The organism is Wolbachia endosymbiont (group B) of Rhopobota naevana (assembly GCF_947250615.1).
Lineage (GTDB): Bacteria > Pseudomonadota > Alphaproteobacteria > Rickettsiales > Anaplasmataceae > Wolbachia.
In genome coordinates this window covers 1273743-1291586 of sequence record NZ_OX366333.1, presented here as the reverse complement: position 1 = coordinate 1291586, position 17844 = coordinate 1273743, and the positions used below count along the sequence as shown (strand labels likewise).

At 36.1% G+C, this 17844-nt stretch carries 21 protein-coding genes and 1 pseudogene; all 22 read left to right on the top strand.

What is annotated here, in order from left to right:
• The first annotated feature begins 35 nt into the window (after window positions 1-35).
• Window positions 36-1283: a DNA modification methylase gene (locus tag OOL01_RS06195; RefSeq protein WP_264686599.1), complete on the top strand. Its 1248-nt coding sequence runs from the start codon at window positions 36-38 to the stop codon at window positions 1281-1283.
• Window positions 1280-1765, top strand: coding sequence for a hypothetical protein (locus OOL01_RS06190; RefSeq protein WP_264686598.1), 486 nt, complete (start codon window positions 1280-1282; stop codon window positions 1763-1765). The genes OOL01_RS06195 and OOL01_RS06190 overlap by 4 nt, the downstream gene beginning before the upstream one ends.
• Window position 1766: 1 nt before the next feature.
• The gene (locus OOL01_RS06185) at window positions 1767-3251 is read left to right on the top strand and encodes an ankyrin repeat domain-containing protein (RefSeq protein ID WP_264686597.1); all 1485 of its coding nucleotides are present in this window, start codon (window positions 1767-1769) and stop codon (window positions 3249-3251) included.
• Window positions 3248-5071, top strand: a complete 1824-nt coding sequence (locus tag OOL01_RS06180; RefSeq protein WP_264686596.1) for a phage terminase large subunit family protein — start codon at window positions 3248-3250, stop codon at window positions 5069-5071. The genes OOL01_RS06185 and OOL01_RS06180 overlap by 4 nt, the downstream gene beginning before the upstream one ends.
• Window positions 5072-5074: 3 nt before the next feature.
• Window positions 5075-5299: a gpW family head-tail joining protein gene (locus OOL01_RS06175; RefSeq protein WP_114517459.1), complete on the top strand. Its 225-nt coding sequence runs from the start codon at window positions 5075-5077 to the stop codon at window positions 5297-5299.
• Window positions 5296-6000: a glycoside hydrolase family 25 protein gene (locus OOL01_RS06170; RefSeq protein ID WP_264686595.1), complete on the top strand. Its 705-nt coding sequence runs from the start codon at window positions 5296-5298 to the stop codon at window positions 5998-6000. The genes OOL01_RS06175 and OOL01_RS06170 overlap by 4 nt, the downstream gene beginning before the upstream one ends.
• Window positions 5997-7415 carry a phage portal protein gene (locus OOL01_RS06165; protein ID WP_264686594.1) on the top strand — a complete coding sequence of 473 codons (1419 nt, stop codon included), beginning with the start codon at window positions 5997-5999 and terminating at the stop codon, window positions 7413-7415. The genes OOL01_RS06170 and OOL01_RS06165 overlap by 4 nt, the downstream gene beginning before the upstream one ends.
• Entirely contained in the window at window positions 7412-8458 is a 1047-nt protein-coding gene (locus OOL01_RS06160) for a S49 family peptidase (RefSeq protein ID WP_264686593.1), read from the top strand. The genes OOL01_RS06165 and OOL01_RS06160 overlap by 4 nt, the downstream gene beginning before the upstream one ends.
• A gap of 77 nt (window positions 8459-8535) precedes the next feature.
• Window positions 8536-8904 carry a head decoration protein gene (locus OOL01_RS06155; RefSeq protein ID WP_077188124.1) on the top strand — a complete coding sequence of 123 codons (369 nt, stop codon included), beginning with the start codon at window positions 8536-8538 and terminating at the stop codon, window positions 8902-8904.
• A 25-nt stretch (window positions 8905-8929) separates the two neighbouring features.
• The gene (locus OOL01_RS06150; RefSeq protein WP_264686592.1) at window positions 8930-9934 is read left to right on the top strand and encodes a major capsid protein; all 1005 of its coding nucleotides are present in this window, start codon (window positions 8930-8932) and stop codon (window positions 9932-9934) included.
• On the top strand, window positions 9934-10245 hold the full coding sequence (locus OOL01_RS06145; protein ID WP_264686591.1) for a head-tail joining protein: 312 nt from the start codon (window positions 9934-9936) through the stop codon (window positions 10243-10245). The genes OOL01_RS06150 and OOL01_RS06145 overlap by 1 nt, the downstream gene beginning before the upstream one ends.
• A 19-nt stretch (window positions 10246-10264) precedes the next feature.
• Window positions 10265-10750: a phage tail protein gene (locus OOL01_RS06140; RefSeq protein WP_370274078.1), complete on the top strand. Its 486-nt coding sequence runs from the start codon at window positions 10265-10267 to the stop codon at window positions 10748-10750.
• Complete coding sequence (locus OOL01_RS06135) at window positions 10747-11220, top strand: hypothetical protein (RefSeq protein WP_138265010.1); 474 nt, start codon at window positions 10747-10749, stop codon at window positions 11218-11220. The genes OOL01_RS06140 and OOL01_RS06135 overlap by 4 nt, the downstream gene beginning before the upstream one ends.
• Window positions 11207-11671 carry a phage baseplate assembly protein V gene (locus tag OOL01_RS06130; protein WP_264686590.1) on the top strand — a complete coding sequence of 155 codons (465 nt, stop codon included), beginning with the start codon at window positions 11207-11209 and terminating at the stop codon, window positions 11669-11671. The genes OOL01_RS06135 and OOL01_RS06130 overlap by 14 nt, the downstream gene beginning before the upstream one ends.
• Window positions 11668-11922 (top strand): PAAR domain-containing protein, encoded by a 255-nt coding sequence (locus OOL01_RS06125; protein WP_038250997.1) that lies wholly within the window; start codon window positions 11668-11670, stop codon window positions 11920-11922. Before OOL01_RS06130 ends, OOL01_RS06125 begins: the two co-directional genes overlap by 4 nt.
• Before the next feature lie 2 nt (window positions 11923-11924).
• Window positions 11925-12260 carry a GPW/gp25 family protein gene (locus tag OOL01_RS06120; RefSeq protein ID WP_264686589.1) on the top strand — a complete coding sequence of 112 codons (336 nt, stop codon included), beginning with the start codon at window positions 11925-11927 and terminating at the stop codon, window positions 12258-12260.
• 2 nt (window positions 12261-12262) lie between these two features.
• Window positions 12263-13063 (top strand): baseplate assembly protein, encoded by an 801-nt coding sequence (locus OOL01_RS06115; protein ID WP_264686588.1) that lies wholly within the window; start codon window positions 12263-12265, stop codon window positions 13061-13063.
• Window positions 13064-13333: 270 nt separating this feature from the next.
• On the top strand, window positions 13334-14500 hold the full coding sequence (locus OOL01_RS06110) for a phage tail protein (protein ID WP_264686587.1): 1167 nt from the start codon (window positions 13334-13336) through the stop codon (window positions 14498-14500).
• A 168-nt stretch (window positions 14501-14668) separates the two neighbouring features.
• Window positions 14669-15379 (top strand): ankyrin repeat domain-containing protein, encoded by a 711-nt coding sequence (locus OOL01_RS06105; protein ID WP_264686586.1) that lies wholly within the window; start codon window positions 14669-14671, stop codon window positions 15377-15379.
• Window positions 15380-15416: 37 nt separating this feature from the next.
• Window positions 15417-15872: pseudogene (locus OOL01_RS06100) on the top strand (ankyrin repeat domain-containing protein); the annotation flags it as partial.
• Between the two features lie 107 nt (window positions 15873-15979).
• A complete protein-coding gene (locus OOL01_RS06095) occupies window positions 15980-16258 on the top strand; it encodes a hypothetical protein (protein ID WP_458694736.1) in 279 nt (92 codons plus the stop codon).
• The gene (locus OOL01_RS06090) at window positions 16167-17822 is read left to right on the top strand and encodes a recombinase family protein (protein ID WP_264686584.1); all 1656 of its coding nucleotides are present in this window, start codon (window positions 16167-16169) and stop codon (window positions 17820-17822) included. Before OOL01_RS06095 ends, OOL01_RS06090 begins: the two co-directional genes overlap by 92 nt.
• Window positions 17823-17844 lie beyond the last annotated feature (22 nt).

Below are 17844 nucleotides of genomic sequence, written 5' to 3'. Positions count from 1 at the left end.
TATATTTTGAATATTAACTTTTTAATTATTAAGATATGAATTTAGCAATCCACTACTATCCTACTCGAAACCTAGTTGAATATGAGCGTAACCCACGTAAAAATGACGATGTGGTCAACAGAATGTGTGCTTCTATTCGGGAATTTGGCTTTCGTATACCAATAGTTGCAAAAAGCGATGGAACTGTGGTTGATGGTCATTTAAGACTTAAAGCAGCAAGAAAGCTTGGTATGGAGAGTATTCCAGTGGTTTTAAGTGATAATTTAAATGAACCACAAACCAAAGCTTTTCGATTACTGGCCAATCAATCAGCTAATTGGGCAAAGTGGGATGATGAGCTTTTGAAAGTAGAAATTCAAGAGTTAGAAGATTTACAGTTTGATCTTAAAATGACAGGATTTGAATTAGAAAAAGTTCAACATTTCCTTGATGATTTAGATAGTGAAAAAGAAGATTTTTCTGACTTGGTTGGTGATGAAAAAAGGGTAGAAATAACAAAACCAGGTGATCTTTGGATTTTAGGTGATCATCGAATCTATTGTGGTGATAGCTCTGTAGTTGAGTCATATAAAGCGCTGTTAGATGATAAAATGGCAGACATTACTGTTTGTGATCCTCCATATAACGTTGATTATGGTGGTAGCCAAGATAAAAAAATATTAAACGATAATCAAGGTGAAAAGTACGAACTTTTTCTCTACGATATCTGTTCCCACATTTTAGCATATACGAAAGGTGCAATTTACATCTGCATATCATCATCAGAGTTTTCAACGTTGCAAAAAGTATTTGAGGAGGCAGGAGGAAAATGGTCAACATTTATCATTTGGGCAAAGAATCATTTTACACTAGGCAGGTCTGATTATCAAAGACAATACGAAGCAATGCTCTATGGGTGGAAAAGGGGCAATAAACGTGAGTGGCATGGAGGTAGAAATCAAAGTGATCTGTGGTTTTATGATAAGCCAACGCACAATACACTACATCCAACGATGAAGCCAGTAGAATTAATGGAAAGAGCAATAGTTAATAGCAGTAGACCAGGAGATATAGTACTTGATCCATTTAGTGGTTCTGGTAGCACATTGATTGCATGTGAGAGAACAGGAAGAATTTGCAGAACAATAGAGCTAGATTCAAAGTTTGTAGATGTAACGATAAAACGTTGGCAAGTATACACGGGAAGAGATGCCATTTTAGCCGGTACTGGTAAAACCTTTTCAGAGACTCAAGAAGAAAATTCGTACAAAATAGGCAAAAAAGAGAGAAGAAAAAAAAAGTGAAAAAAATAACACAAACAGAATGGGCAAGAGAGATAGGAGTATCAAAGCAATATGTCTGTTATTTAGTAAAGAAAGGGATAGTTGAGTTGGAGGATGGTTTGATCAATAGAGAACAAGCAAATGAAGCAGTAGCGGCAATAAGAGATCCAAGTCAGCCACTTAGGAGGAAAAATCCAGAAAACGAAAATACAAGTAACCTTTCCACGATGTTGCTAAAAACTCGAATAAAAAATGAAATGGAACGAGGTAAACTTCTTGAGGCGAAAGCTAAGGCTGAGATTGGTGAACTTGTAGCAGTAGAGGAAGTAAAGCGCGATGCATTTAACGTAGCAAGAGTTGTCCGTAATAATTTGCTTAATATTCCAAATAGAGTTTCAGCACTACTTGCATCACTGAGTGACACTGAAAAGATTCATATGGCGCTAACCGAAGAGATTACAAACTCATTACAAGAATTATCTAATACTAAATTTCAAATATAAAATGGCTACTAACTTAAGTTTAGAATTAATAAAGTGCCTTATTGAGCAACCAGGAGTTGATGTTAATGTTAGAGGATTAAATGGAAAGACACCACTACATTGTGCTATAGAGTTTGACGAGTTGAGCATGGTGGATCTGCTGCTTACGAAAAAGAATATCAATCCTTTTGTAGAAGATAATGATGGCAAAACATCTCTTGATTACGCCAAAGAAGGGAAAAAAGCAGAAATATTACAAGCGTTAATTAATAACAAGTACGGGTCAGAACAAGATAGCTTACTTCATTTAGCTGCAATGATAGGTGAAATTAATGCAGTGAGATATTTGATCAGAAAAGGTATTAACGTTAATGTACGAAATGCTTTGCATCATACGCCATTACATCTAGCAGCAGGGATAGGACATGCAGAAGTTGTAAAGATTTTGATAAGAGAAGGAAATGCTGAAATCGAGGTTTTTGATGCACGAAATCAGACACCGATGCACTATGCAGTTAACAACAAAAAATTGGAGATAGTAAAGTTATTACTGGAGCTAGGAGCAGATGTAAATAGCGCACGTGTAGGACAAAACTCGATGAAATTATCACCTGTTCATATAGCTGTAAGTAATACTAATTACGATGAAAGAGACTTATGTCTTGATATCCTCAAATGCTTAATAAAGGAGCCTAATGCTCAAGTCAACTTGCAAGACTACGAAAGTAAAACACCACTACATTACGCTGAAAGACTTAAAACAATAGAAGTTTTACTAACGCGAGAAGATATAGACCCTATGGTAAAAGACGATAGCGGCAAGACACCATTTGATTACGCTAAACCTGAGATAAAGAAGGCTTTGATGAGTAATAAATACGTTTCTGAAAAGAATAGTCTACTCCATTTAGCTGCACAAAGAGGAGAAATTGAGATTGTAGAGTCTATCTTAAAAGAAGAAATCGATATTGATATTGTAAATAATAAAGGTTTATCACCGGTTTACCTTGCTGCGGAAAAAGGGCATTTACATGTAGTAAAGTTATTGCTGAAAAAAGGAGCAAATTATACACCTGTTTTACATTTAGCAATTAAATCAAACAATTTAGAGTTACTTAAAGTTTTATTTACTGAAAAAAATGGTGCATTGATCTGCAGAGATACCGTTATTAATTTTCCAACCCTTCATAATAAATATATAGCACAGAGAGAAATAGCAGATAAAAGGATGAAAAAACATAATAATATTATCTGCATCTGTATTACAGTTAGCGCAGTAGCAATGGCAGCATATATAGGTTTAACAGCAACAACAATAAGCAGTGCAATCATTTTTGCAACAACAACAGGGATATTTGCGCTTATTATAGCACTAATGATAAGTGAGATGAGCAAAAGATATATAGAAAAGGAATTTCAGAAAAAGATGTTTATGGAATTGGAAGAGTGTAGTTCTACTGTTAATGATGTTGAGATAGAACCAATTATGAGTAGATGCAGACAATGATATACGCCACATCTTTTTCTGAAGGTTTAAAACCAGATCCAGAGCTTAAAGTATCAGAGTGGGCAAATGAGTATCGAGTTTTAGCGCCAACTGCAGCATCAGAGCCAGGTAAATGGAGAACAGAAAGAACTCCTTATTTAAAAGAAATCATGGATTCACTTTCTCCATCCTCACCAGCAGAAAAAGTAGTATTCATGAAAGGAGCGCAGATTGGGGGAACAGAAGCTGGTAACAATTGGATTGGCTACATCATAGATCAGACTCCTGGTCCAATGCTGGTAGTACAGCCAACAGTTGAAATGGGAAAACGTTGGTCAAAAGGAAGATTTGCGCCGTTAATAGAGAGTACGCCATGTTTAAAGAGTAAAGTAAAAGACCCAAGGTCAAGAGACTCAGGCAATACTGTACAAAGTAAGGAATTTCCAGGTGGAATAGTAGTAATAACCGGAGCAAATAGCAGTGTAGCACTGAGATCTATGCCAGTAAAATATCTCTTTCTTGATGAAATAGATGCCTACCCAGGAGATTCAGGAGGTGAAGGAGATCCAGTTTTACTCAGCATAGCCCGTACTAATACATTTGCACGGCGAAAGATTTTTTTAGTATCAACACCAACGATTCATGGAATAAGCAGAATTGAGAAAGAATTTGAAGCAACAGATAAGAGATATTTTTTTGTACCATGTCCATATTGTAATTACTATCAAGTTCTAAAATGGTCACAAATAAAATGGGAAAATAACGACTCAAGAACAGCACACTATATATGTATAGAATGTGGTAAAAAGATAGAAAATCATCAAAAGACAGAGATGCTTGAACGTGGAGAATGGAGGCCTACTAATAGAGTAAAAGGTGAGAAAAAAGGATTTCATCTTTCAAGTCTTTATAGTCCAGTTGGCTGGTATAGCTGGACTCAAGCAGTAGAAGATTTTCTCCATGCCAAAGAAAGTGAACAATTACTAAAAGTATGGATAAATACTACGCTTGGAGAAACCTGGGTAGACAAAGGAGAAGTACCAGATTGGAAGCAATTATTTAACAGGAGAGAATTTTTTTCCGTAGGCACAGTACCTAGGAGAGAAGTGGTGCTTACTGCAGGAGTAGATGTCCAAAAAGATCGTTTAGAAGTAGAAGTTGTAGCATGGGGAAAAAGCCGCGAAAGTTGGTCAATAGAATACCGAGTATTTGAAGGTGATACTGGAAGAGGAGAAGTATGGGGAAAACTCTCTGAGCTCTTAAATCATCATTTTATCGGTGAAAATGGTCTTGAATACATGATAAGTATGATGGCGGTTGATGCTGGGTATGCGACACAAGAAGTATACAATTGGGTAAGAGGTCATCAAGGCTCTGGAAGAGTAATGGCAGTGAAAGGTGTAAATAAAGCTCTAGTACCACTTAGCAGCCCAAGTAGAGTAGATATAACAGTTGGTGGTCAAAAGCTAAAAAGAGGAATAAAGCTCTGGCCAGTGGGAGTATCGATTTTGAAGTCAGAACTTTTTCAATTACTTAATGTTTTAAAGGACGGTGAAGAAGCTCCAGCAGGATATTGTCATTTTCCCGAGTATGCACCTGAATATTTTAAGCAGCTAACGGCAGAGCAATTAGTCAGCAAAGTAGTAAAAGGTTATACCAAACAAGAGTGGCAAAAGGTAAGAGAAAGAAATGAAGTATTAGACTGTAGGATTTATGCAAGAGCAGCATCGATAGCACTGGGAATAGATAGATGGCCAGAGAGTAAATGGAATAGTTTAAGTGAAAAACCAGAAAGTAAAAAATCAAAGAAAATAGTGAAAAGCAAATGGATCAGCGAGTAGTAAATGTATAACGAAGATTATCTAATTCAAGTTGAACAAGCAATAAAGAAGCTTCAGAGTGGCGAAAGAGTGGTATCAATTGCATATGGTGACCATGTGGTGAGATATGCTGAAGTTCAGATAAATGATTTGCTCAGCCTCAGACAACGCATCAAAGGTGAACTAAAGATTGCTGGAATGAAGCCTAAACGAAAGATTATTTTTGCAACAAATAAAGGAGTTATATGAGGGAAAATTTTCTGAGAAAAGTTGTAAAAGAGGAATATTCTGAATTTTTAGAGCAATTAAAAACTTTTATAAAACTATGGGAGAATAGAGAGAGTCCAGTAAATGGAATAATAGATTTGTCACATTGGCAAGAAAATGTGAATTTTAAGCTAGACAAAGAGAATGGTATAGTTGGAGTAATTCACAAGGCAACACAAGGGCTAAAATATGTGGATTCAAAGTATGCGAAGAGAAGAAAGAAAGCTGAAGAAGAAGGATTACTCTGGGGAGCATATCATTTTGGCACAGAAGGAAACGGCAAAAATCAAGCTGATCATTTTCTAAAAACGGTAGGCGAAAGCAAAAATACCATACTTGCGCTGGATATTGAAGAAAACAAAAGTGGCAAAAATATTGCAGTTAAGCAAGCTGAGGAATTTGTAAAGAGAGTTGAAGAAGTAACAGGAAGATTACCCCTAATTTATGGCAGTAGCTATTTTCTTAAGGATTTTGCCACGCCAACTTTGACAAAATGTCCATTATGGATAGCAAGCTGGAGAAAAGAGCTCACATTACCAAAAGGCTGGAATGATTGGATTTTATGGCAATATACTGACGGTAAAACAAATCCAGAGCCACATGAAGTAGAAGGAATCGGAAAATGTGACAGAAATAAATTTAACGGAACTTTGAAAGAATTAAGAGAATTTTGGTTAGTATGATGCTGAAAAATTTCAAACAACTATTTAGTAAGCCAAAAATCAAAAGTTCTGCTTGGGATGCGTCAGGCTCAGGAAGAAGAGTGATGTATTGGCAAGGAGAAACAGGAAGCATAAATAATTTACTTTCTCAGAGCCTTGGGCACTTACGTAGCCGCTCTCGGGATATGGTAAGAAAAAATCCATATGCAGCAAATATCATTGATACAATAGTAAGTAACTCTATTGGAACAGGAATAAAACCACAATCAAAAGCAAGAGATGGAGAATTTCGAAAGAAAGTGCAAGAATTATGGCTAAAATGGACAGATGAAGCAGATAGCTGTGGAATGAGTGATTTTTATGGATTACAAGCTCTAGTATGCAGAAGTATGATAGAGGGAGGAGAATGTTTTGTACGTTTAAGAACGAGAAAGCTGGAAGATAGATTTTCTGTGCCATTACAACTGCAAGTACTTGAGTCTGAACATTTAGATAATAAAACAAATCAAACTTTAGGAAATGGTAATGTAATAAGAAACGGGATTGAGTTTAACAAGCTTGGGCAAAGAGAAGCATATTACCTATTTAAAGAACACCCTGGTGAAGGCTCGTTTGGTGAATCAGTGAGAGTGCCAGCAAATGATGTTTTACATATTTATAGACCATTAAGACCTGGGCAAATCAGAGGGGAGCCTTGGCTTTCTAATATACTGCTGAAGCTTTATGAGCTTGATCAATATGATGATGCAGAGCTGGTGAGAAAGAAAACTGCAGCAATGTTTGCTGGATTTATTACGAGACTCGATCCAGAAGCAAATATCATGGGAGAAGGTGAAGCAAGTGAGCAAGGAGTAGCACTATCTGGCCTGGAACCTGGAACAATGCAGCTTTTAGACCCAGGAGAGGACATAAAATTTTCAGAGCCATCAGATGTTGGAGGAAGTTATGAAGCATTCATGAGACAGCAACTGAGGGCAATAGCAATAGGTACAGGAATAACATATGAGCAGCTAACAGGAGATTTAACAGGTGTTAATTATTCATCCATTCGAGCAGGGCTGATAGAGTTTCGCAGAAGGTGTGGAATGTTACAGCATAACGTGATAGTGTTCCAGTTTTGTAGACCTATTTGGAATAGATGGCTAGAATTAGCAGTGCTTTGTGGAGAACTGAGTATAGATGAAAAAGTAGTAAAAGCAGCGAAAGAAGAAGTAAAATGGATACCACAGGGATTTGATTGGGTGGATCCACTGAAAGATCAGCAAGCACAACAAATGGCAGTAAGAAATGGATTTAAGAGTCGATCGGAAGTAGTATCAGAAATGGGTTACGATGTTGAAGAAATTGACCAAGAAATAGCAGAAGATCAAAGACGTGCAAGCGAACTGGGCTTAAGTTTTGATTCTGAGGTTACTGCAAATCAAGAGGTGATATGAAACAACAATGGCTAAACAGATGTGTAATGGTAGAACCAAGGAGTTTTGAGTTACTGTCACTACAAACAGGAAAGCAGCCTATCTTTAAAAATATAAAACATGCAGTAAGAAATAGTGAAAGAGGAATAATACCGATACATGGCATTTTAACTAAAAAACCTGGTGCATTTGATGAAATGCTCGGAATGACATCATATGAGCAAATAGAAGAACAAATTACACAAGCATTAGCAGATAGTAGCATAGAGACAATTATACTGGAAATAGATAGCCCCGGAGGAGAGGTAAACGGTATATTTGACCTAGCTGACTTTATTTATGAATCAAGAGCAAAAAAGAGGATAATAGCGATAGCAAATGATGATGCATATTCTGCTGCGTACGCTATAGCCTCTAGCGCTGAAAAGGTATTTGTGAGCAGAACCTCAGGAGTAGGAAGCATAGGGGTAATTGCAAGTCATATAGATCAAAGTGGATTTAATGAAAAATGTGGAATAAAATATACCACAGTATTTGCAGGAAGTAGAAAAAATGATTTAAATCCACATGAGCCAATGACGTCTGAAAGTCTGGAAAGCTTACAAAAAGAAGTAGACCGACTATATGAAATGTTTGTGCAGCTAATAGCGAGGAACAGAGGTCTTTCAATTGAAAAGATTCGATCAACGGAGGCAGGGCTATATTTTGGCGAGAGAGCAATAGAAATAGGTCTTGCAGATGGAATTACAATTCTTTCATCTATTAATAAAAACAGGAGTATTACTATGAATGAACAAACTACAACTGACCTAGAAACTGATAATTTAACTAAGTATCGTACTGAAGTTCTTGAATTAATACGTTTATGTAACTTATCACGAATGCCAGAGAAAATAGGAGAATTTATTGAGCAGGGCGTAAGTGTTGAGCAAGCCAGGGAAGTTTTAATGGAACTGCTAGCAGAGCGAACGAAGAAGACAGAAATACTGAGTGCAATACCACAGAATTCAGGAGAAGAGTTGATGATGGAGGTAGCAAGGACTAGAGCGCAATCAAGTATTTAAGTTTTTTTATAACCGCCGCGTACAACAATTACAAACATGGCGGTAAAACTAAAGGAGAAAATAAATGAGGAAATTTTATGAGTTGTATAATCGAACAAAATAATCTAGGTGACTTATTAAAGTATGAGGCATCAAGTCTATATTCAAGAGACCAAATAACGGTAGCCAAGGGACAAAATCTTAAACTTGGTACAGTTGTTGGTAGTGATAAGGATAACATGATTAAGATAATAAATCCAACTGCAACAGATGGTACACAAACAGCAATAGGTGCGATAGTAAGTGATGTAAATGCGACAGAAAATGCCAAAGCAGTAATCATTACACGTATAGCAATGCTAGCAGATCATGCAATTGTGTGGCCAACAGGTATCACTGAAGAGCAAAAAGCTGCAGCAATAAAGCAACTTGAAGGACGAGGGATCATTGTCCGCAAGGGAGTGTAACTTAAATTAATAAGGGGAAAAAAGAATGCAAAATCCATTTACAAATACAGCATTTAGCATGACGGCACTAACAAATGCGATGAATATATTGCCGATAAATTATGGACGTGTTGAAAATTTAAATTTGTTTCCAAGTAGGTCAGTAAGATTTAGACATATTACGATAGAAGAACACAACGGAGTGTTAAGTTTACTACCAACGCAAGTACCCGGAGCACCAGCAACAGTAGGAAAAAGAGGAAAAAGAAAGGTAAGAACATTTACGATTCCGCACATTCCGCATGATGATGTAGTGCTGCCAGAAGAAGTACAAGGAATAAGGGCATTTGGATCAGAGAGTGAACTTAAAGCGCTTGCAGATGTAATAACTGATCATTTGCAGCTAATGAGAAACAAACATGCAATAACATTAGAGCATTTGCGAATGGGAGCGCTGAAGGGAATTATTCTTGATGCTGATGGGTCAGAATTATTAAATCTGTACAACGAATTTGAAATAACACCAAAAGTAGTAAATTTTGCCCTGGGAACAGCAACAACTGATGTAAAACGTAAGTGTCTGGAAGTATTGCGGCATATTGAAGACAACTTAAGTGGTGAATATATGACCGGGATTCATGCACTGGTAAGCTCTGAGTTTTTTGATGCACTCACTTCTCATGCTAAAGTAAAAGAAGCATATGAGAGATGGCAAGAAGGAGCAGCGCTTCGAAATGATATGAGGTCAGGATTTACGTTCTGCGGAATCACATTTGAGGAATATAGAGGGCAAGCAACTGATCCTGAAGGAACAGTGAGAAGATTTATTGAGAAAGATACAGGGCACTGTTTTCCACTAGGAACAGCAAGTACATTTACAACATATTTTGCACCAGCAGACTTTAATGAGACAGTAAATACTCTTGGACAGCCACTCTATGCAAAACAAGAGCCAAGAAGATTTGATAGAGGAACTGATTTACATACGCAGTCGAATCCATTGCCAATGTGCCATCGTCCGGGAGTTTTGGTAAAAATTAGTTCTAGTTGATGAATATAGGAAAATTATTGGAAGATTGTTTTGAGCATTTAGGAGTGGAAGCCACATATTGTAATAAAAATAAGGAGGGCATTCGTAGAATAAAAGTGCTAATTAAACGTCCTGAGACTACGTACTCTCTAGGTGCAGATGGAGCATTAACTCAGCAAATTGCTTCTATAGAAATACGTGATCAGGACGTTACTTCCTTTAGCATAGGTGATTATATCAAGATTGAAAAAAGGTTCTACAAGATTTTTGAACCACCGTTAAAAGATTCTTCGAGTGAAATATGGAAAATTGAGGCAATAGAAAGTGTTTGATATTAAAATTAGTAACAATATTAATGAAATAGTCTACAATATTGACGAAAAAGAGCAGAAAGTAAAACTGGCAGCTATAAAAGCACTAAATAGAACAGCACTATGGTTAAAAGCGCAAGCAGCTAAGGAAATCAGTGAGGAAAAGAAGATAAAATTAAGTTTGATAAGAAAGAGATTAAGAATTTTTAAAGCAAAAACAAGCAGATTAGAAGTGTTAATTAGAGCAAATCTCTACGACATTAGAGCATCGACAATTGGCAAAATACAAAAAACAAGAAGAGGATCGAAAGTAGGAAAGCATGAGTTTATAGGAGGATTTGCAGCAGTTATGCCAAAAGGAAATAGCGGTATGTTTAAACGTGAAGGAAGAGCAGCATTGCCAATAAAGGAAGTTAAATTGTCACTCGAACCTGAGGCTTCAAGGATAATAGGGAATCTTGTTAATTATGAGGTTGAGGAAGTGTTTGAAAAGTTCTTTGAACGTGATATTACAAGAAATATATGAATTTTAAAGATTTGCATAACGCAATCTGCACTACGCTGAAGAAAGAAATACCAGCAATTCAAACTTGTGAAATTTATCCATCGATAAGGAAAGAATTATTAGCGCCAGCGTTATTTGTAGAGCTTGTGAGTTTAGAATCGGGAAAAGATCCAGGAACAGAAGAATTAGCACTGAAAGCAAGATTTGAAGCACGAATTGTGATTGATAGCACAATAGAAAATGCAGCTATTATTGTCAGAACATTAGCTGCTGAGGTGGCAAAAGTTGTAAACAAAAATACATGGAATATAAAAAATGTTTCACCAGGAGAATTTATCTCTGCAGAAATTGACGGATTTAGACCCGAATTAGATGCATATTTGGTGTGGATGGTTGATTGGAGTCATCAGCTTCATTTAGGTAAATCTATATGGACAGAAAATAAGATTAAGCCACATACGATTATAATAGAAGAAAATGTTAGAGAGTAATTTTGCTATTTCAGAGATGCAAAGAAAGTTAGCAAACATTGTACGAATAGGAGTTGTAAAAGAAGTAGATTATGAGAAAGCAAAAGTAAGAGTGAAGATAGGAGAACTTTTAACAGATTTTCTTCCATGGATAACTTCTAGAGCAGGAGAGGAAAGAAGCTGGCTACCACCAAGCATAAATGAACAGGTAGTAATATTGTCACCATTGGGAGAGTTATCATTAGGAGTAGTACTTCCTGGAATATATCAACAAAAGTACTCTGCACCAGAAAATAAAAAAGAGGTGAGTAGCTTAACATTTCAAGATGGAACAAAGTTGTCATACGATAAAGATAAACATCATTTAGAGATTGAAGTAGTAGACAAAATAACACTGAAAGTTGGGGGATCAAGTATAGAAATGACAAAAAGTGGAATAAAACTGAAAGCAGAAAGGATCGACTTAAATTGAACAAAGGAATAGTGAGGTTAGGAGACTACTGTGGAGAAGCTATACCACATTTCTGCATTAGTGGAAGTAATAATGTTTTTGTAAACGGTAAGTCAATATGTAGACAAGGAGACAGTTTTAGTGAAGGAAAAGTAATGATTCAAGGATCAAAAACAGTGTTTGCAAATGGTCTTAGTGTAGGAAGAGTAGGAGATATAGTTTCATGTGGGTTTAAAGTAATAAAAGGCAGTGAAAGCGTCTTTGCAAAATAGAAATGAAGGGTATGGATGCTAAAACAGGAAAAACGTTAGAAGGAATAGAGCACTTAAAGCAGTCGATAATTGATATACTGACCACTCCTATTAACAGTAGAATAATGAGAAGAGATTATGGTTCAAGACTATTTGAATTAGTAGATAAGCCAATAAATAGGGATTTAACTTTGGAAATCTATGTAGCAACAGCAGAAGCACTGGGGAAATTTGAGAAGAGATTTAAGTTAGAAAAAGTAAAAATTACAGAAGTAAAAGAGGGAAAAGTAACGCTTGACCTAGAAGGATTATACTTACCAAGTGGGAAAAACATTCGCTTTGATGGGGTTGTAGTATAAAGATGCAGCAGACTAACATTATTGAGCCACTGAACTTCGAAGAAATTCTGTCTCGGATGAGGGAAGAGTTGGTGAAGTGTGATGCAAGTTTTACAGCATTAGTAGAAAGTGACCCAGCGATGAAGGTATTAGAAGTAGCAGCCTGGAGAGAGCTTTTGCTGAGACAAAGAATAAATGAAGCGGTAAAAAGCAATTTACTCAAGTTTGCAAGGGGAGAAGAGCTTGATAATTTAGCTGAGTTTTATGGAGCAGAGAGGCAAGATGGAGAAGAAGATGAACGCTTCAGAAAAAGAATCAAGGCAAGAATAGTTGGCTCAAGCACAGGAGGGAGTAAAGAGCACTATCGATATCATGCCCTGTCAGCAGATAGTAGAGTAAAAGATGCACTAGTGGAATCAACTATACCAGGGAAAGTACAAATTTCAATCTTATCAACACAATTATCCACAACTGGCATAGCGTTAGAAGAGCTACTTGAAATTGTAAAAAAGCAGGTTACTAGAGATGATATAAGGGTGTTAACAGATACGATAACAGTAATTGGTTGCAATATTACGGAAATAGATATTCACAGCAGAATGAGCATAAGTCCTGTAATATCGAAGGAGGAAATCAAGAAGCAGTTCATTAAGAAGTTTGAAGCAAATAGAAGGCTGGGATGGAATGTTACAAGATCTTGGATAATAGCAAATTTGTTTGTAGAGGGTGTAGAAAACGTAGAATTAATCGAGCTAAGAGAGGATGTTGTGGTTCTGGGGAATGAGTGTGCAGTGCTTGGCTACGTCAAGTTAGATAGGATTTAAAACGTATTTTTTTGTTTTGTGCCAGTGAGGGGATTGCGTGCAATAAGTGGTTTAAGGTTTACTGGATCCAATGTTAGGGAGACGAAAGTATTGATTTTCTTCCAGAAGTTGTAATTTGTTTTTTAAAGTATGGATAATATGGTCAAATATTATGGAAAGTGTTTTCGATATTAAGAACATCTTTATTTTTGATCAGTTCTGAAATGATCTCTTGCTTACTCATAAGCTACCTAAATAAAGGAAATTAAAGCAACTTGAAAGAAAAGACAAATGAAAAGTTTATTGCCGCCAAACGCAACAAAGCAAGAGCAAGCACTGGTTGATGCAATAGATTATAAGGTTGATCCAAGCTGTATCAGAGGGTTTAAGTTCAACCTGAAAGAAGAAACGTTGCCGTGGTTGATTGAGGAATATGAATTTGGGGAAATTCTACGTTGGATAAAGGATAAAAGAAAAGCCGTAGTAGAAGGAGTAAAATTTCAAAGACTGAGAGGAACTCCAGCATCACTCAAAATAGCACTAAAATGGGCAAATATAGAAGATATTACAATTATTGAGGAGCCACCTGGTAAACATTTTTTCGAGTTGCAAATAGGAATAAGAGATGTTCCAAATGACTTTTTTGTAGATGCGGTTGTAGAGCTTGCAAAACTATCATTACCAGCAAGATCAAGGCTAATGAGGATTTTCAATGACCACTACAACATTGATAGGTTTATTTTAGATGAAAGCTTTTTTGGAAGTTTGTTATCGAATTACTCAGGGATAAAAATTGAAAAAGATGGACCAGTATTATCGTTTGGAAGAGTAAATTTTTTCAGGTTTAGTGGTACATCAATTAAGGTTATAGAGAGTTATCTACGTAACCATTATGAGCAAGCATTTAGTAATGACATATATCGGTTAGATGTAGCAGTACTTGGAGAAACAGAGCCTCACACAAAGGATTACCAAGGCATCTATGAAAGGAGTCATCAGTGGTACAATTTAAAAGCACTATATCCATTACCACAAAGTTTATTACCAGAAATAAAGTTTGCGAAAGCGCAAGTTATATTATCGGACAGTTGGAATTTGGGAGAAATAAATGCGTGCTTTCCAGTAAGTAGCGTAGAAGAAAAAGGAAATAAATTTTTACTAGGGGATAGCAAATTATCTGAAGAACTGTGGAACTTAAAGTATAAGCCAATTTTAGAAAGGTTTAGCGTTACTCACCACTACAAGGTAGAAGATTTTACCAACCAGAAAGTTATAAGATTTGGTTTAGCAGAACATAATGTTCATTATGAAAGCGAATTAAATTCAGAGCAAAAAGATTCGATACACGAATTAGAAAATTACATTTTAGTATTTTACCCGGGAGTACTGAAGTGGCACGAACATCGACATTTGCACAGAAGTTGGAAAAATAGTCGAATAATATCTCTAATAAGTTAAGTACTTATATTTAGATACTCATATATTATATTAATAATAGGTAAAAGTGTATGAAATAAAAAGAAAAAGACTTGCTTTCTCATGCTAAAACGGACATGACTTGAATAGCAGCAGGTAAACATAAGAAATTTATCTGGCGCTAGAAAAGCTAATTTTGTGAGGTATGAAATGAGTTTTAGCAAGAGTAAGTTTTTTAAAGAAGTATCAAGTAACGGATTTAAAGACATTAATAAAAGAAATGAAGAAGGAGAGACGATATTGCACCAAGCAGTAGAAATCTCTGATTACAAAACAGTGAGGTTGTTAATAAAAAAAGGAGCAGAGGTAAATGCAAGAGATAAAAATGGTTATACACCACTACACTGTGCAGTATTTGCAAAAAGCTTAGAAAATGTAAAAGTGCTGCTAAGGGAAGGAGCAGAAGTAAATGCTACTCAATATGTCAGTGGATGTACGCCACTCCACTATGCGTGCAAGATGGGAGGAGCAGGAGTTGAAATAATAAAAGAGCTAGTAAAAGCAGGAGCTGAGGTTAATCAACTGAATAAATATGGTGCAACACCAATGTATTACATATGGGAAAGTGAAAAGTATTGTCTGTGTGATAGTAAAGAAAGTGAAAAGGCAAGTAAATTTCTGAGAGAAAAGGGTGGAATAACAAAAAGTAGAGAACTGACGTGCTATGGAATAGAGGGGCTAGTGGGAGAAATAGCAGACATGTTGAATGGAAGCTACATGCCGGAGCTAAAAATAATAGAGATAGGAGAAATAAGGAAGAGAGACAAATCGCTAATAAAGAAAGAATGTCAAAATTTAGCAAGCAAAATAATGAACCAAGTGAACGAAATGATAGATGAGGTAGTGAGAATGAAAGCTTAAAAAAGGGATTTCAATTTAAAGGAAAGGTGAGGTAGTTATGAGTAAAAAAGAGAAAGAGGAGTCACTATTAGAGAACTCATATAAAAATATTTATGCAAGAGACGAGAATGGAAGAACAGCTCTACATTATGCAGTAGACGCAAAAACAGTGAGATTATTAGTTGAAAAAGGAGCGAATGTGAATGCAGAAGATGTGAAAGGATACACAGCACTGCACCTAGCGGTAACGGAGAAACGTCTAGAAATCGTGAAGGAATTGATAAAATCAGGAGCAGACGTAAATGCTGAGGAATATGGAAATAAATGCATACCTCTACACCTTGCGTGCATGGTAGGTGAAAAAGAAATAGTGGAGGAGCTGGTAAAAGCTGGAGGAGAAATAGAGCAAGCGGATAAATTTGGAATGACAGCGATGGATTATGCAAAAAATAGTAAAGAGATAACTGAGTTATTAAAGGAAGAAATAGACAGAATTGAAGAATTATTAAAAAAAATGAGAACCGTATCGGAAAGCACAACTGCAGTTGCCAAAGGAAGGGCTAGACCAAATTTGAAGGCTGTAGCTGATAAAAGTTGGTCTTTTTCATAAGAGTAAATGGATTGATGGAAAAAAGGAGTGGTAAGGCTCCTTGCACTACAAAAACATTTGCAGGAGAAACTATGAGAAAAAGAACATTAACTTGCCGATACGAGCCAGATGAATTAGCGGAACAACATCTAGCAGAAGCCTATGAGCTGTTACTTAGGTATGCGGTAAAAAGAAAAAATGAAAAGGAGATAAAGAAAAATGACAACAGTCGCCTTATATGCAAGAGTTTCATCGAAGAGTCAAGCGCAGAACAATACAATAGAGAGTCAAATTGCCGAGCTCAAGCATAGAATTGCTGCAGATAAGCATGAGTTATTGAATGAGTATGAATTTAAGGATGATGGGCTTAGTGGGTGGAGTTTAGAACGTGAAGGTTTAGATGCATTACGTGATAAAGTAGGAGAAGATCAAATTGATAAAATTTATATTCATTCACCTGACCGATTATCAAGAAAATCTGCACATCAAATGATATTGCTTGATGAATTTGAAAAAGCAGGAGTAGAAGTAATCTTCTTAAATCATAAGACTGAAAATAATCCAGAGTCCAAATTGTTATTGGGAATGCAAGGATTAGTGGCAGAATATGAGTGTACAAAGATTATGGAACGTAGTCGTAGGGGAAAACTCCATAGAGCAAAAAAAGGCTGTGTAAGTGTAATTGGCATTGCACCTTTTGGTTATAATCGTATAAAGCATGTAGATAGAGAAAAGACAAAGTTTGAAATAAATGAAGAGGAAGCAAAAATAGTAAAGCAGATATTCATGTGGGTAGGGCAAGAGAGAATAAGTATAAGGGAAGTGATACGTAGACTAAGAGATAAGTCAATTAGAACAAGAACTGGAAAGAAGGTGTGGTGTCCAATAATAATTTGGAAGGTATTAAGAAATCCAGCATATAAAGGACAAGCAGCGTTTGGTAAATTAAAGAGGGTTGAAAGAAGAGAAAGAAATAAACAAAAGGTTTCTATCTGTCGCACAGATGAGGACAGCTGGATTTATATACCAGTACCAAAAATAGTTGATGAAGGGTTATTTAATAAAGTACAAAAGCAACTGGATGAAAATAGAAAAAGAGCAAGGATGCAGAGAGAGGGAGGAAAAAAGAAATATCTATTACAAGGTCTAGTTGTGTGTCAAAACTGTGGATATGCGTATAGTGGTGCCCAATGTGGAGTTGAGGGAAAAAAGTTTAGCTATTATCGCTGTAGTAGTACTATACGTATTACTGATGGTAGAGAGAAGTGTACTAATAAATTGGTCCGTACAGATATGTTAGAAACAGCTATATGGGAAAAAGTGAAAAATTTACTAAAAAACCCAGAGATAATAAAAAATGAGTATCACCGTAGAATTGCAGAAAATAAAAATGATGAATCATCAGATAAGAAGTTTGCAAGAAGGGAAAATCAAATAAAACAAGGCATCGAAAAGTTAATGGAAGACTATTATAGTCAAGAAAATGTAGGAGATAAAGGATATATAAGTGAGGAAGAATTTAAACAGACGATGAAAAGAATGAGGGAACGCTTAAGAGGGATAGAAGAAGAGAAGAAAAAGGTAGTTGATCAAAAAGCAATAGAGAAGGGAATGAACCTTATCATCAACAGTATAAAGAGTCTTTATACTAGTATAAAATCGAACTTGGAACAGCTAGATTGGCAAACTAAGCGTGGTATCATTAAAGCATTAGTAGAACGAATTCAGATTAGTCATGACCAGGTAGAGGTGGCATTTAGAATTGAAGAACCAGCCCAGGATGGAGAGATTTTTAATTTGCAACATTGTACTGGACGTCATGGCAAGGGAGTTGGCAAAATGTGTCAAGGAGTTTTCTATTGGCTAAGGTTGTGACAATAAAGTTAAGCACTGCCAA